This window comes from Pseudohongiella acticola (genome assembly GCF_001758195.1).
Taxonomy (GTDB): Bacteria; Pseudomonadota; Gammaproteobacteria; order Pseudomonadales; family Pseudohongiellaceae; genus Pseudohongiella; species Pseudohongiella acticola.
The window spans coordinates 343,615-359,175 of the sequence record NZ_MASR01000002.1 but is presented as its reverse complement, the minus strand read 5'-3'; the positions used below and the strand labels follow the sequence as shown (position 1 = coordinate 359,175).

Here is a 15,561-nt window from a genome sequence, read left to right as displayed (position 1 = left end):
CTCTCCAGATTAGTGCATTGGCTTAAACAATCATCGCGCTCAGGCGCGGGATACAAACTTGCCGGTGACGGTGCTGACTTTTATCTTCTCGCCGCTACTCAGGTATTCCGGTACCTGAATTTCCAGGCCCGTGTTCAGGACAGCCGGTTTGGGGCGTGCAGTTGCGGAAGCACTGCCGCCGCTGGACGGCGTGCTGACAATTTCCATGACCACTGATTGTGGTAATTCTATGCCCAACAATCTCTCGTCCATGATCAGCGCGGTAATGCCGTCAAGCTGGTCGGTCAGGAAGGGAATGTCATCCTCGATCTGCTCTGCATTGATACCGTACTGACTGTAGTCGTCGGTACTCATGAAGTACAGCGTGTCGTCTTCGCGGTAGGAATACTGGACATTCGTGCGCACACAGTCAGCGATCCTGACCACGTCATCGCCTTTGTAGGCTTCATCCAGTTTTTGCTGAGTGGCAAGATTGGTATAGCGCACCTTGTACATGGTGACGCCGCCCCGAGACGACGGGCTTTTGCCTTCAAGTTGGCGTATCAGATGCGGCACGCCTTCAATGTCGATGATCATGCCGCGTTTCAGTTCATTTGCTTTCATGACGTTGTATTCCTCAGAGCCATGCCTGTCATTCGCGCCGGCATCGAAATGTACTGTATCCCCGGCATCCTGTAAATATTGACAGTTGGCTTTGGTGACGGGCCGCTTTCGCTGTTGTCAGAATAAATGTATAACAGGCGACAGAATCTGACCGTTTAGCGAGCTGAGAGAAATGAGTGAGCTAAGAAAAATGAGTGAGTTGATAAAAATGCCCAAAACAAAACACGAAGTTGATAATTTTCACATTATTTCTGCCGAAGAGCTGCCTCAGCCGACGCAACTGAAGCGGGAGATGCCGTTAACAGGCGATGCCCTGGAAACCGTGCTGGGCGGCCACCGCGGCGTCAAAGGCATTCTGGATGGCAAAGACAGCCGGCTGGTCGTTGTTGTGGGTCCCTGTTCCATACACGATACTGCTGTGGCGATGGACTATGCCCGTCTGCTTAAACCGTTGGCAGATGAACTGAAAGACACGCTGTTGATTGTCATGCGCGTGTATTTTGAAAAGCCCCGCACCACCGTCGGCTGGGAAGGGCTGATCTACGACCCGCACCTGGATGGCAGCCATCGCATTGAACATGGCTTGCGCATTGGCCGCCAGCTCATGCTCGACATCAATGCGCTGGGTTTACCGATAGCGGTGGAAGCGCTGGACCTGATTTCACCCCAGTATCTGCAGGACCTGGTCAGCTGGACTGCAGTGGGAGCGCGCACCACGGAGTCGCCGACCCATCGTAAGCTGGCCAGCGGTATCTCGTCGGCGGTCGGTTTCAAAAACAATGTGGACGGCAGCCTGTCAGTGGCGGTCAATGCCATTCGTGCGGCGTCGGCGATCAACACCTTCATCAGCGTCACTGAAGAGGGCAAAGTGGCCGCCTTCCGGACCTCCGGTAACCCGCACTGCCATGTCATCCTGCGTGGCGGCAAAGAACCCAATTTTGAAACCAGTTTTGTCGCAGCCTGTGAACAAGAGTTGCGAAAGGCCTCCATTGCCGAAAATATCATGATTGACTGCAGCCACGGCAACTCACGCAAACAATACGAAAAACAACTGGATGTGCTGCAGGATGTGACAGCACAGATTGAAGCGGGCAATAATTCAATCGTAGGTGTCATGCTGGAGAGTAACATTCATGCCGGCAATCAGCCCATACCGGACGATCTGGAAGAGATTCAGTACGGAGTCTCGATCACTGATGCCTGTATTGACTGGCCGACAACGGAAGTGGCGCTGCGTGAGATGGCGTCGCGGCTGCGATCGGTGTTGCCGACCAGAAAGCGCGGTTGATCTCCGCCATCCGCCATGGGGTGCGATATTGCCGGAACCATGCCAATTGACTAAGATGAAGTGACCTGAAACCGATTTCAGATAAAAGGAGAGTCAATTATGACGGATTACAAAAAGGTTCTTGTCGCAGTTGATGGCTCGGAAGAGTCCGACAAAATCATCACCCGGGCATTGAGCATGGCCGCTGACAACCATGCCCAGCTGGATGTTGTGATGGTCTTTGAGCCGTTGGTGGGCGGATATTCCTTCGAACTCAATATGGCAGATTTCGAAAAAGTACAGAAGCAACATCAGGAACAGGTTGCCACTCAAATGCGCGCCAAAATGGCCGCTGTATCGCCGTCAGTGCCGACACAGCAATTACATTTTCTGCGCGGTAAGCCGGCCAGTGAAATCAAGAAGCTGTGCGAACAGCTGGGGACCGATCTGCTGGTTATTGGCAGTCATGGTCACAGCCCGGTGCGCGCAGTGCTGGGTTCCACGGCCAACGCGGTGTTACACGGCATCGAATGTGATGTACTGACCATTCGCGTCTGAACGCAGACCGGTGGCAGTCAGGCTCAGCGCTTGACTGCCTCGGCGATGCTCTGAGCCAGGTATTCAATATTACTGCTATTGATGCCGGCGATATTGATGCGGCTCGAATCAACCAGGTAAATACTGTACTGGTTAATCAGGGTTTGCACCTGATCTACGCTCAGGCCCAGGAACGAGAACATGCCTTTTTCCTGTTCGATAAAACTGAAATCGCGATCAATGCCCTGTCTGTCCAGTTCGGTCACCAAAGCAGAGCGCAGGCCATTTATACGTTCGCGTACTTCCGTCAGTTCCAGCTCCCAGTCACTGTTCAATGTGTCATCGGCCAGAATCTCGGCAACCACGCTGGCGCCATGATCCGGCGGCATGGAATAGATGGCCCGTGCCGTAGCTGCAATCTGACTGGCTGACGCCCGCGCGGCCTCGGAGCTGCCTGCAATAACGGTCAAGGAGCCTGTTCGTTCGCGGTAGAGTCCAAAATTCTTGGAACAGGAACTCACCACAATCAATTCTGGCAGTTTCTCTGCCAGCAAACGTACCCCATAACTGTCTTCGGCCAGGCCGTCACCAAGGCCCTGGTATGCCAGGTCAATGAACGGCGTAAAACCGTTGGTCTGTGCCAGCTCAGCCACGGCCTGCCATTGCTCATTGCTGAGGTCAGCGCCACATGGGTTGTGGCAGCAGCCATGCAGTAGCACCAGGTCGCCGGCAGCGGCTTTGCTGAGTCGCTCCATCATGGCATCGAAACGGATACCGTGGTTTTTGTGGTCGTAGTAGGGGTAGGTCTCTATTTGCAGGCCAGCCTCTCCCAGCAAGGGTACGTGATTGGCCCAGGTTGGGTCGCTGACCAGAATTTTGCTGGCGGGTCTGACTTTCTGGATAAATTCCGCAGCCAGGCGCAGGCCGCCGCAGCCACCCGGTGTCTGAAAGGTCACCCGACGATCGCCCAGCGTCTTTGTCAGCTCGTCACCCAGCACCAGTGACGCAATCAGCGTATTGAATGTCGCCAGGCCGGCAGGTGAGACATAGCTCTTGCTGGTCTGGTCTGCCAATAATCTGGCTTCCGCGCTTTTGACCGCCCGCATGACTGGGGTATTACCCTGCTCATCTTTGTATACGCCCACACCCAGGTCAATCTTACGTGGGTTGCTGTCACTTCGGTGCGCCGCCATCAGCCCCAGAATGGGGTCGGCTGGTAGCGGGTTGAGGCTGTCAAACATGTGGACATTCCTGTTCAAGAAGGTTGTTTTTGGTCATCAAAATTGCTGGCGCAGGGTTTGTGCTTTCAGGGTATTCTGTAACAACGAGACAATGGTCATGGGTCCGACGCCGCCGGGCACGGGTGTAATCCAGCTGCACTTGTCTTTGACGGCGGCAAAATCGACGTCACCGGCAAGGCGGTAGCCGCTCTTGGTGTTTGCGTCGGGCAATCGGGTGATACCAACGTCGATGACCACGGCGCCGTCTTTGACCATATCCGCCCCAACAAATTCTGCCTTGCCAATGGCGACGATCAGAATGTCGGCGCTGCGGCAGATCGCAGCCATGTCTTTGGTGCGGCTGTGGACCAGGGTCACGGTACTATTACCCGGATTGGTGTTACGTGACATCAGCAAGGACATGGGGGTGCCAACAATATTACTGCGACCGATCACCACGCAATGTTTGCCTTCGGTTTCTATGTTGTGATGGCGCAACAGCTCCATGATGCCATTGGGTGTTGCCGAGACAAACGTCGGCAGCCCCAGACACAGTCGGCCGACATTGGCCGGGCAGAAGCCGTCAACGTCTTTGGCCGGATCGATCGCCAGTGTCACCCGTGTTTCGTTGATGTGCTCGGGCAGGGGCAGTTGCACGATAAATCCGTCAATATCGGCATTCTGATTAAGTTTGTTGATTTCGGCGAGGAGGGCGTCTTCACTGACATCGCTGTCCAGACGTATTAGCGTGGACTTGAACCCGACGCGCTCGCAGGCCAGTACTTTATTATTGACGTAGGTTTCGCTGGCGCCATCACTGCCCACCAGAACAGCCGCCAGATGAGGAATTTTGCCACCCCGGGCCCGGAGTTCATCAACCTGCTCTGCTATCTGCGCTTTAAGCGTCTCCGCTGTCTGTTTTCCATTGAGAAGTTGCATGATGGGCCCCCGGTTGCGTAAAGCAGGCAATCATAAACGAGCGCTGGCAACGGCTCAAGCTACCATTTGCCGGTATTGGGCATGCTCAGCCAGGGCTCCTGCGCTGGCAGGGGATCACCGGCTTGCAGGAGCTCGATGGAAATATTGTCTGGTGAACGGATAAACGCCATTCGGCCATCGCGTGGCGGTCGGTTGATGGTGACACCCTGGCTTTGCAGTTCGGCACAGAGTTCATAGATGTTTTCAACGCGGTACGCCAGGTGACCGAAGTTGCGACCTTCGCCATAACTTTCCGGATCCCAGTTCCAGGTCAGCTCAATCTGGGCATCCTCATCGCCTTCGGCAGCCAGAAAAACCAGGGTGAAACGCCCCTGTTCATTGTCCCGACGGCTCACCTCCCTGAGGCCCAGCTTGTTGCAATAAAAGTCCAGGGATGCGTCCAGGTCGCTGACACGAACCATGGTGTGCAGGTATTTCATAACTCACTCCCGAGTGTAACGCGTCTGTGTTCATTGACGGCTTAGGGTCGTTGCTACTGAGGATCTGTCGCGGCTTCGAGGCGCAAGGGGACGTATTCACCCGACTGGTTCCAGTCGCCTTCGATGGCAACAACGTCGCCGTTGTCTGCCAGCACCAGCGTGCCATAGTATTCCGCCTGTATGCTGCGCATGCTGACGGTGATCTGTTGATCGCGAATGCGGATGCTGTCGATAGGCAGCCCGGTGCGGAACTGGCTCGGAATGTCGAGCGTGCCAGTAGGCGTGGTGTCACTGTCGGCCTGCTGAAAATTAAAAACTATCGTGATGGGATCATATTGCGCGGACACCAGCGAGCCCTGCCAGCGCCCGTTGAGGTCTTGTGCAACTGCGTTGATGCTGAGCAGCGCAGAGATAAACATGCCGAAGCACAGCGTCAGGGTATGGCGTTTGAGTTTGAAGTTCATCGAGCTAGCATAACGCGCGTTCAGGGATAAAAAAAGGGGGTTGTTGCCAGTCGACAACAACCCCCTTTTTTTATCCCGGGGCGCATACCCCGGGGACTGGTTATTTCTTCAGGTATTCAAAGGTCAGGTTATAAGCCACGTTTGTCGTGATAGGTCCGATCACGGTTTGCGTGGTGGTGGTGGAATTAAACCTGGCCCGATAGAAAACCCGGTCGCTGCTGACACTGGCTTCACTGATCTGGAAATCGCTGAACGTGCTGGCATCCACACCTTCAGCATCTTTCAGTGCCTTTTTGACATCTTCTTCCAGGTTGTCGACTTCATTGTCACCCGGTGCCTGAATGCTGTCGATTTCGAAGGTGAACGGTGTAGCGACGCCGCTAGTTGATACCGTTCCGGCAATGGTCAGCTTGTAGTCACCACCCGGAATGCCTGTATTGGGCTCTTCAATTGGGGTCACTGGTTGACCGGTCAGCTCGGCCAGCGTATTGGCGATGGTGCCGATTGTTACTGGGTCCCCGTTACCAAACGCGCCGCCCTGAACATAAACGGTATTATCCTTAATGCCGATGTAGATGCCTGTGCTGGCGTAGAAACGGTAAACATAACCGCCTTCCGTGAAAAACGCCGTGTTCGCTGTGGTATTGGGGAACAGATCTGCATACAGTTCTTCTGCCTTGGCAATCAGCGTGCTGACCTGGCTCATGTCTGGCGGTGTCCCGCCCAGCAGTGAACAGCTGGTAGCGTTACTGGTCTTGGATCCGGTGAACTGGCCCAGTTGAACATCCGCATTAGACAGGACAGTGGCGCCGGTAAAACTGCCTGAGCTTACATTTGACACGGCCAGTTTGACGCCGAGGTCAGCGATGCTCCAGACCGCTTCCGAGCCTGTTACAGTCGGGCTGCTCAGGACCAGATCGGCGATGCAGATGGTGCCGCCAGCGGCGATGACCATGTCGATGGTGGTGCCGTTTGCCAGAGGTGCACCGCTTTGAGTCGACGCAAAGGTCAATGAATAGGTTCCTTCCAGGGATGCCGGGATTGATGTTGACTGCGCCAGAACTGCGCTGCTGCCTATCATCAGGGCACCTGCAATGCAGGGGGCCAGTACCCGCCGCAGCGTTTTATTAAAAATTGCCATCTCACTTGCTCCATTGCCATATTGACTAGTTGAGGGTCATTCCACGGCGATAGAGTAGGGCAATCGTCAGTCTGCGGGCACCCCCTGATCGGGGGGCAGGGTTAACCGGCGTCGGAAAAATGCTACCATCCGGCTTTGGCAAATGGGCGATGCGCCTAACTTTGGAAAAACGGAATTTATGACAGCAGATAGCAAAAGCAAATATGTTCTGACCGTTTCCTGCCCGGAAGCGAATGGTATTGTTCGTGCAGTCAGCGACTTCCTGTTCGAACGCGGCGCGACGATCAGTGAGGCCGCCCAACATCGTGATCCGGTCATCGACCGTTTTTTCATGCGGGTGGAGTTTGAAGAGGTGGACGCGCACCTGCCGGCAACCGATAAACTGGACGAAGATTTTGCTGACATTGCCAGCCAGTTTTTAATGAAATGGAATTTTTTCGACTTGAGCAGACGCCCCCGGTTGCTGCTGGCCGTGTCGCGGCACGGACATTGTCTGAACGATATACTGCACCGCTGGAGCAGCGGTGGTCTGCCGGCAGAGGTCGTTGGTGTTGTGTCCAACCATGAGGACATGCGCGGGATCACCGAATGGTATGGGCTGGATTATTTTCACCTGCCACTGACACCCGAGACCAAATCTGCGCAGGAAGACGCGATGCTTGATATCGTCAGCAGCAAACAGGTTGATGTGCTGGCACTGGCGCGCTATATGCAGATACTGTCACCGCGCATGTGTGAAATCATGGCCGGGCGTACCATCAATATTCATCATTCCTTCCTGCCTGGCTTCAAAGGCGCCAATCCTTACCGCCAGGCCTATATGCGTGGCGTCAAGATCATCGGGGCCACGGCGCACTATGTGACCACAGATCTGGACGAGGGACCCATTATCGAACAGGCGGTAGAACGTATTGATCACAACTTCGATATTGATGAATTAATACAGATTGGTCGCGACGCCGAGTGTGCAGCGTTTGCCCGCGCCCTGAAGTGGCATTGTGAGCACCGCATCATCATAAACGGCAATAAAACGGTGGTATTTAAATAAGGTATCGACGTCGGCTCCGGGCGTGTATTACAGCTTTGTCACAAAGATGTCATATATCGTGGTTATAGTGACGCACATGTTCACTGAACCATTTTTGTTGCCCTGAAGGAGACCGAACCGATGTTGAAACTTAAACACGCTTTAGCTGCTGTTGCTGCCGCTGGCTCCCTGTCGCTGTGTGCCCACGTCGCTGCCGACGTGGATCCGGCTCTGCCCGATTACAACCGTGTCTCCGGTATATCCGGTAACCTGTCCAGCATCGGTTCCGACACGCTCAATAATCTGATGACCTTGTGGGCTGAAGAGTTCAACAAGCTTTACCCTAACGTTAATGTCCAGATTCAGGGCGCCGGTTCTTCAACAGCGCCGCCAGCGCTGACCGAGAGCACTGCCATGCTGGCGCCAATGAGCCGGGGTATGCGTCAGTCAGAGATTCAGCAGTTTGAAGAACGCTTCGGCTACCCGCCGACGGAACTGCCGGTCGCTGTGGACATGCTGGCGGTCTACGTCAATCGTGACAACCCCATTGAAAGCCTGAGCCTGCCGGAAGTTGATGCCATATTTTCAGCAACCCGTCGTTGTGGCTACAGCCAGGACGTCACCCGCTGGGGCGAACTGGGCCTTGACGGCGACTGGCAGAATCGCGACTTTGCGCTCTATAGCCGTAATGCGGTCTCCGGTACCTACGGTTTCTTCAAAGACAACGCCATGTGTGGCGGTGATTTCAAATCCAGTATCAATGAACAACCAGGTTCGTCGTCGGTTGTGCAGGGCGTGACCGAGTCGATCAACGGTATCGGCTACTCTGGTATTGGCTATCGCACGTCCGGGGTCCGCGTGGTGCCGTTGGCAGCCACTGAAGGCGGTGAAGTCTTTGAGGCGACGCCGGAGAATGCCGCCAGTGGTGACTATCCTCTGGCCCGATACCTGTTTGTCTATATTAACAAACACCCAAATCGTGACCTGGATCCGATGACGCGTGAATTCGTCAAAATGATATACAGCAAACTTGGTCAGGAAGTGGTCGATCGTGATGGTTTTGTCACATTGCCAGCGGTTCTGACTAACCGGATACTGGGTGAGCTGGGGATTGAATAAAGGGATGAGTCAGGCTGTCATGATGATGTCATGCAGATGAGCTAATCTGCAGACTCTCCCCTGGGAAGATGTATCGACAAGGATGTCGACTTTTCGGGAAATAAGACAGCTTTGTCACAAAAGCGTCATACAGAGCTGATATCATTCGCGTCGACATTGATGGTTGACTGCCGAATCAGACCCCAGATCCTGAAACGGCCCACACAAGAAGCCAGGACAAAGCTGACCAATGACCGACATTTCCCCAGATTTACCTGCCCCGGGCAAGAGCAGCAAAAGTCTGCTGCCCGATCATGCCCGACGTCAGGCGTTGCGCAAGAAACGCATGCGGCGCGATAAAATGTCACGCTGGGGCATTACCGCCGCGGGTTACGGCGTAGTACTGGCACTGGCGACCATTTTTATCTATCTGTTTTACGAAGTAGCCCCTATTCTGCGTGGCGCCGCGGTGACTCCGCAGGTCAATTACAGTATTCCCGACAGTCGCTCACAAACCTATCTGCTGTTGCTGGACCGATATGAAGAACTCGGCATCCAGTACACAGATCGCGGCGAAGCGATATTCTTTAATGCCAATACCGGTGCCGAGACGCAACGTTTTGCCATGCCGGTACCTGACTCGGCCAGTGTAACCAGCTTTGGGTCCGCTGAATCCATCTCCAATACCATGGTATATGGCCTCAGCAACGGTGAGGCCATTGTTGCCCGCCACGATTATCAGATCAGCTTTCCCGATGACGAAAGAATGATCACCCCGCAAATGCAGTACCCGCTGGGCGAGACGCCTATCCAGATTGACGAACAGGGTCGTGCATTACGGGTGCTCGCTGTTGAAAACATGCAACGTGGTGTTGGTGGCACAGCGGTGGCGGCGGTAACCGAAGATGGCCGCCTGCTACTCGCCAATATGACAACACGTACCAATCTGTTGACCGGTGCTGTTCAGGTTAATAACAGCGTGCACACTCTGCCGCCTTTCCCGGGCCGGGCACAAAAGCTGCTGCTCGACAAATCCCTGCGCAACCTGTTTGTGCTCGATGAAAGTGGTTTCGTTCACTACTACGATATTTCAACGCCGGCGCAGGCACGGCTGGTGCAGTCTGTTGATGTGGGTGCTGGCACTCAGGTGACCGCCGCTGAATTTCTGGTGGGTGCTGTTTCCATCGTGTTTGGTACCGAGCAGGGTGACCTGAGTCAATGGTTTCTGGTTCGTAACGAGCAGAACCAATACCGGCTGGAAGAGATCCGTCAGTTCAATTCTCACGATGCCGCGATTACTTCGATCGCGCCGGAATACACGCGTAAAGGATTTGTTGCCGTTGATGCCAGCGGCCAACTTGGTATCCACTACGCGACCTCGGCACGAACGCTGTTCATGGAATCTGTCACCGAGCAGCCGCTGCAACAGGTGGCCATCTCCCAGATCAATACCGGCCTGTTATGGCTGAGCGAGCAGGGTCAGGTAACCAATGCTGATTTGTGGAACGAGCATCCGCAGTTGTCCTGGGCCGCCATGTGGAACAAGGTGTGGTACGAAGGTCGTGCTGATCCCGAATATATCTGGCAGTCATCATCAGGGTCTGACGAATTCGAATCCAAATTCAGTCTGACACCACTGACCATTGGTACTTTGAAGGCGGCGTTTTACGCGATGCTGTTCGCCATGCCGCTGGCCATTGCCGGGGCAATCTACACCGCCTATTTCATGACACCCAAGCTACGCGGCGTGGTCAAGCCCAGCATTGAAATTATGGAAGCGTTGCCCACCGTCATTCTGGGCTTCCTCGCGGGGTTGTGGCTGGCGCCTTTTGTTGAAAATCATCTGCCTGCGGTGTTCAGTTTCTTCTTTTTGATGCCGGTCATGATGCTGTTGTTTGCCTACCTGTGGGGCCTGCTGCCAGGCTCCATACGCAACCGTGTACCCGACGGCTGGGAAGCGGCCCTGATGGTGCCGTTGATTTTGCTGTTCGGCACTGTGTGTATCCAGGCCAGCCCCTGGGTGGAAATATGGTTCTTTGATGGCAGCATGCGGCAATGGTTCACAAATATCGGCATTACCTATGATCAGCGCAACGCCCTGATTGTGGGCATTGCCATGGGCTTTGCTGTCATTCCAACCATTTTTTCGATCGCCGAGGATGCCGTGTTCACGGTGCCCCGGCACCTGACACAGGGGTCGCTGGCGCTGGGTGCAACGCGCTGGCAGACCGTGATAGGGGTGGTTTTGCCGACTGCCAGTCCGGGTATCTTTTCGGCCGTGATGATGGGCTTTGGCCGGGCTGTTGGCGAGACCATGATTGTGCTGATGGCCACCGGTAACAGTCCGGTGGTGAACTTTAATATCTTTGAAGGCATGCGCACGCTGTCGGCCAATATCGCCGTGGAACTGCCGGAAACCGCCGTGGGCTCGTCACACTTCCGGGTATTGTTCCTGGCGGCGCTGGTGCTGCTGGCGCTGACATTTATTGTAAACACGATTGCTGAAATCATCAGGCAACGATTGCGACAACGCTACAGTAATCTGTAAGCCTTACGGCAAGTGTGCGGAATCAACAGCAACGGCCGAATGTAGAGAGAAAATGGCATGAGACAATGGTTTAAAAGTGGTACTCCCTGGATCTGGCTCAATGGCGGCGCGGTTGCCATGTGCATGATCATGGTGATTGGGCTGATAGGCCTGATTGCGGTCAGGGGATTCAGCCATTTCTGGCCTTCAGACGTGGCCGTGATAGATATTAGTCGCGCCGAGGGAGAGCAGAGCTCCATTATGGGTGAGCTGGTGCGCAGCGAATCTGTCAGTGCGGCCGTGGCACGGGATTCGGGCGAAAGCGTCCCCGATGACATCGAACTTTTGACTCGCCATCTGTTTAAACTGGGCAACCGTGACCAGACCGGACGTGATTTTGTCTGGTTTCTGGAGTTGGGCATGTCACCCTGGCAGTACCCTGACGATGCGTTTGTCATTGAGCGTCGTGAATGGGGCAACTTCTATGGGCAGCCACAGGCGCTGCTGCGTGATGGCGAAATCATTGCCATGCCTGATGATGCTGACTTCTGGTCAGAGCTGCAGGCATCCGTTGACCGCAGCCTGGAACTGTTCAGGGAAATCCGGCGTCTGGAGCGCGGCGAAATCGGTCGTATCAATACCGGTATCGAGCGTCTGCGTCTGGACGAACGCAACCTTGAGCTGAATCCGCCGCCGGCTGACGTGGAAGCGCAGGAACGTGCAAGAATTGAAGCAGCGGCTGCGCAGTTTGACGCCGATTATGCCGTGTTGCGTACGGAGCTCGACGCCATCTATCAGAGCACCCGGCGGGATACACTGCGTATGCAGACCGCTGATGGTACCGAAGTCGATATTACCCTGGCGACCATTGTTCGGGTGACCGCGCCCAATGCGATGTCTGTATTCGCAAAAATGATTCAGTATGTCGAGCGTCTGTGGGAATTCATGAGTGATGAACCGCGAGAGGCTAACACAGAGGGCGGCATCTTCCCGGCCATCTTTGGTACCGTCATCATGGTGATGGTGATGTCCATTATTGTTACGCCCTTTGGTATTCTGGCAGCGATCTATTTGCGTGAATACGCCAGGCAGGGCACCATGACCCGCATTATCCGGATCTCGGTTTACAATCTGGCGGGTGTTCCTTCGATTGTCTATGGTGTGTTTGGTCTGGGTTTCTTTGTCTACTTTCTGGGCGGCAATATCGACGAACTGTTCTATCAAGCTTCGTTGCCGGCACCGACCTTTGGCACGCCCGGCCTGTTCTGGGCATCCCTGACGCTGGCGCTGTTAACGCTGCCCATTGTCATTGTATCGACCGAAGAAGGGCTGGCGCGGATTCCCAGTACTATTCGTCAGGGTAGCCTGGCATTGGGGGCCACCAAATCCGAGACCCTGTGGAAGGTGATTGTGCCGCTGGCAACGCCGGCCATGATGACCGGACTGATTCTGGCGATAGCCCGCGCAGCCGGCGAGGTTGCACCATTGATGCTGGTAGGCGTGGTCAAATTGGCGCCGACCTTGCCGGTTGATGGTACTTTCCCGTACATTCACCTGGAAAGAAAAATCATGCATCTGGGTTTCCACATTTACGATGTCGGGTTCCAGAGCCCCAATGTCGAGGCTGCCCGCCCGCTGGTTTACGCCACCGCACTGGTCCTGGTCATGCTGATTGTGATCCTGAACCTGACAGCCATCAGCATTCGTAACCATTTGCGCGAGCGCTATCGCAGCGCCGGTGATTAAACAATTAAAGGAAGAGTAACGCACGATGACAACTCAGACTGCCAACAGTAATTCCGGAACAACTGCCGCTCAGGATCGCCCGACGATCTCGGCGGCCGGCGCGCGCAAAGTTGCCGATCGCGAGGCGCTTGCCCTGGAAGATGAGACGTCCAAGATTGAGGTCAATAACCTCAATCTTTATTACGGTAACGATCAGGCACTCAGGGATATCAAATTGATTGTGCCGGAAAAACGTGTAACCGCGTTTATCGGTCCGTCGGGCTGTGGCAAGTCAACACTGCTGCGTTGTTTTAATCGCATGAACGATCTCGTGGATATTTGCCGCATTGAAGGCGAAATCATCATGGATGGCAAAAACATTTATGATCGTGACGTCGATGTCGCAGAGCTGCGGCGCAGCGTGGGCATGGTGTTTCAGAAGCCCAACCCCTTTCCCAAAAGTATCTATGAGAACGTGGCTTACGGCTTGCGTCTGCAGGGTGTCAGTTCGCGTCGGGTGCTTGATGAAGTTGTCGAAAAGTCACTGCGCGCGGCTGCGTTGTGGGACGAAGTCAAGGATCGACTGCAGGACAATGCCTTTGGCATGTCGGGTGGTCAGCAGCAACGTCTGGTCATTGCCCGGGCGATTGCCATTGAACCTGAAGTGATATTGCTGGATGAACCGGCATCGGCGCTGGATCCGATTTCAACGCTGAAGATTGAAGAGCTTATCAACGAGCTGAAGCGTGACTATACCATCATCATCGTGACGCATAACATGCAGCAGGCGGCCCGGGTGTCGGATTACACGGCATTCATGTACATGGGTAATCTGGTAGAGTACGGTGATACGGACACTCTGTTTACCAATCCTTCCAAGAAACAGACCGAAGATTACATTACTGGTCGTTATGGCTAGGTCTGGTTACTGAGTTTCAGCCGGCCTGATCTAGTGCTGCCACACCCATCCCAGTAAAGCATCGCCGAGTTCCTGCCCGGGACCGGCGTGTGCCTGGGCATGGTTGACCAGCGCCACCACCACATAATGTTTGCCGGAACGGGCATGGACATATCCCGCGATGCCGGCCACGTCATTCAGTGAGCCGGTTTTAATATGGCTGCTGGCGTGGCCATCCCCGCTTGTCATCCTGTTACGCATGGTGCCGTCGATGCCGGCCAACGGCAAGGAGGCAACAAATTCAGGCATGGTTGGAATCTGATAGCCACGTTGTAATACAGCCCCGAGCATGTCGGCGGTCAGCGTGGTGTCGCGACTCAATCCGGAGCCATTTGTCATCACCAGAGCGCTGCGATCAATGCCGACGCCGTCCAGGTATTGCTGCACCGCCTCAATCCCTTTGTCGATGGATGCAGGTACGCCGGCGTGCTGAAGACCCAGCGTCAGCAGCAGTTGACGCGTCATCATATTGTTACTGAATTTATTGATGGACTTGATGATGTCGCCAAGTGGTGGTGATTGCCAGACCACAAATGGCGTGGCGTCGGCTGTGGCGAGGCTGTCCAGGCTGCCCTGACGGAGTTGTCCGTCAAACTCGCCGCCCAGTTCCCGCCATAGGGCCTGAAACAGGCCATAGTTGTACTGTGCCGGATCTAACACGGCCCGCGTCATACTGTATTCGCCACATCGGCTGGGGTGCTCACCACTGAATGTGACCGTGTTGTTTTCAGAGTTTTCGCTGAAACTGATGCCGCGCTGATAACCGGTACAGGTGCCGTCGCGCTGCCGTAAGCGGTTGTCGATGCGCAGATTGGGCAAGGCGGGGTCGCTGCGAACAATTACATCGCGGCCGTTGGTGTGAGGGTAGAAGAAAAAGTTGACGACCTGAAAGTTGAAAAGCAATGCTTCAGGCGCGACGTTGTAGGCCCGCCCTGACTGATTGTCGACCGGGCTGCCGGCCAGCATCGTTGTATCGAACAGACTGTTATCCAGAATCAGGTCGCCGGTGATGTGTTGCACGCCCCGGCGCCGCAGAATTTTTAACATGCTGCGCACATGTTCTTCTACCAGAAACGGGTCGGCGCCGCCTCTGATCAGCAGATCGCCCTGCAGAGTACCGTCACTGACAGGACCCAATGCATACACTTCGGTTTTCCAGGTGTAGTCGCTGCCAAGCACTTCGAGTCCGGCGAGGGTAGTCAGTGTTTTGATGGTGGATGCGGGGTTCATCGGTTGGTCGGTATTGATGGCAAGCACGGGTGTCGGGTTGCCCACCTCCTGAACCAGCAGGGTGTAGGCATCGGCCGGGAAATTATGGCCGTTGGTGATTATTCGAATTTCCGGTGGAATATCGCCGATGTCCTGTGCGGTGGCCAGATGTGGCAGTACGCTCTGGGTGAGGAGCGCGGCAACCAGGATGGCGGCTTTGTGGATGCTGTTGAAATGCATGTCGGGCTGTTCTTTGTGGTTGTTGACGGTAAGCACTGTCGCTGACGTGAGCATTGTCGTCAAGGGCTTCTTGTTAGACTAAATGCCTGAAGGCCGGACCGGGCGGTGGCGCATAGTGGCTCTCGGG

The 15,561-nt window shown here is 54.9% G+C and carries 14 protein-coding genes; 7 read left to right on the top strand and 7 right to left on the bottom strand.

From position 1 onward, the window contains the following. Positions 1-39 precede the first annotated feature (39 nt). Complete coding sequence (gene efpL, locus PHACT_RS13920) at positions 40-603, bottom strand: elongation factor P-like protein EfpL (protein WP_070118868.1); 564 nt, start codon at positions 601-603, stop codon at positions 40-42. 208 nt (positions 604-811) lie between these two features. Between efpL and PHACT_RS13915 the strand changes: the two genes are divergently transcribed. Next, entirely contained in the window at positions 812-1,891 is a 1,080-nt protein-coding gene (locus PHACT_RS13915; protein ID WP_070118941.1) for a 3-deoxy-7-phosphoheptulonate synthase, read from the top strand. Between the two features lie 99 nt (positions 1,892-1,990). After that, positions 1,991-2,428, top strand: a complete 438-nt coding sequence (locus PHACT_RS13910) for a universal stress protein (protein WP_070118867.1) — start codon at positions 1,991-1,993, stop codon at positions 2,426-2,428. Positions 2,429-2,451: 23 nt separating this feature from the next. Here PHACT_RS13910 and PHACT_RS13905 read toward each other — a convergent pair whose 3' ends face one another. The 5 genes from PHACT_RS13905 to PHACT_RS13885 form a co-directional block, all read right to left on the bottom strand. Then, a complete protein-coding gene (locus PHACT_RS13905) occupies positions 2,452-3,648 on the bottom strand; it encodes an amino acid aminotransferase (protein ID WP_070118866.1) in 1,197 nt (398 codons plus the stop codon). Between the two features lie 36 nt (positions 3,649-3,684). Then, entirely contained in the window at positions 3,685-4,566 is an 882-nt protein-coding gene (locus PHACT_RS13900) for a bifunctional 5,10-methylenetetrahydrofolate dehydrogenase/5,10-methenyltetrahydrofolate cyclohydrolase (RefSeq protein ID WP_070118865.1), read from the bottom strand. A gap of 59 nt (positions 4,567-4,625) precedes the next feature. Continuing rightward, entirely contained in the window at positions 4,626-5,045 is a 420-nt protein-coding gene (locus PHACT_RS13895) for a VOC family protein (RefSeq protein ID WP_070118864.1), read from the bottom strand. A 53-nt stretch (positions 5,046-5,098) separates the two neighbouring features. Then, positions 5,099-5,509: a hypothetical protein gene (locus PHACT_RS13890; protein ID WP_070118863.1), complete on the bottom strand. Its 411-nt coding sequence runs from the start codon at positions 5,507-5,509 to the stop codon at positions 5,099-5,101. A 100-nt stretch (positions 5,510-5,609) separates the two neighbouring features. Beyond that, on the bottom strand, positions 5,610-6,650 hold the full coding sequence (locus PHACT_RS13885; RefSeq protein ID WP_070118862.1) for a hypothetical protein: 1,041 nt from the start codon (positions 6,648-6,650) through the stop codon (positions 5,610-5,612). 178 nt (positions 6,651-6,828) lie between these two features. On the opposite strand from PHACT_RS13885, the gene purU reads away from it, so the two are divergent. From purU to pstB, 5 genes are all read left to right on the top strand, one after another. Then, on the top strand, positions 6,829-7,698 hold the full coding sequence (gene purU, locus PHACT_RS13880; RefSeq protein ID WP_070118940.1) for a formyltetrahydrofolate deformylase: 870 nt from the start codon (positions 6,829-6,831) through the stop codon (positions 7,696-7,698). Between the two features lie 123 nt (positions 7,699-7,821). After that, on the top strand, positions 7,822-8,796 hold the full coding sequence (locus PHACT_RS13875) for a PstS family phosphate ABC transporter substrate-binding protein (RefSeq protein ID WP_317622291.1): 975 nt from the start codon (positions 7,822-7,824) through the stop codon (positions 8,794-8,796). A gap of 229 nt (positions 8,797-9,025) precedes the next feature. Continuing rightward, the gene (locus PHACT_RS13870) at positions 9,026-11,323 is read left to right on the top strand and encodes an ABC transporter permease subunit (RefSeq protein ID WP_070118860.1); all 2,298 of its coding nucleotides are present in this window, start codon (positions 9,026-9,028) and stop codon (positions 11,321-11,323) included. Between the two features lie 57 nt (positions 11,324-11,380). Beyond that, positions 11,381-13,048 (top strand): phosphate ABC transporter permease PstA, encoded by a 1,668-nt coding sequence (pstA, locus tag PHACT_RS13865; RefSeq protein ID WP_070118859.1) that lies wholly within the window; start codon positions 11,381-11,383, stop codon positions 13,046-13,048. Positions 13,049-13,073: 25 nt separating this feature from the next. Next, positions 13,074-13,946 (top strand): phosphate ABC transporter ATP-binding protein PstB, encoded by an 873-nt coding sequence (gene pstB, locus PHACT_RS13860; protein WP_083264654.1) that lies wholly within the window; start codon positions 13,074-13,076, stop codon positions 13,944-13,946. A gap of 30 nt (positions 13,947-13,976) precedes the next feature. Here pstB and dacB read toward each other — a convergent pair whose 3' ends face one another. Continuing rightward, a complete protein-coding gene (gene dacB / locus PHACT_RS13855) occupies positions 13,977-15,488 on the bottom strand; it encodes a D-alanyl-D-alanine carboxypeptidase/D-alanyl-D-alanine endopeptidase (RefSeq protein ID WP_083264653.1) in 1,512 nt (503 codons plus the stop codon). Between the last annotated feature and the right edge of the window lie 73 nt (positions 15,489-15,561).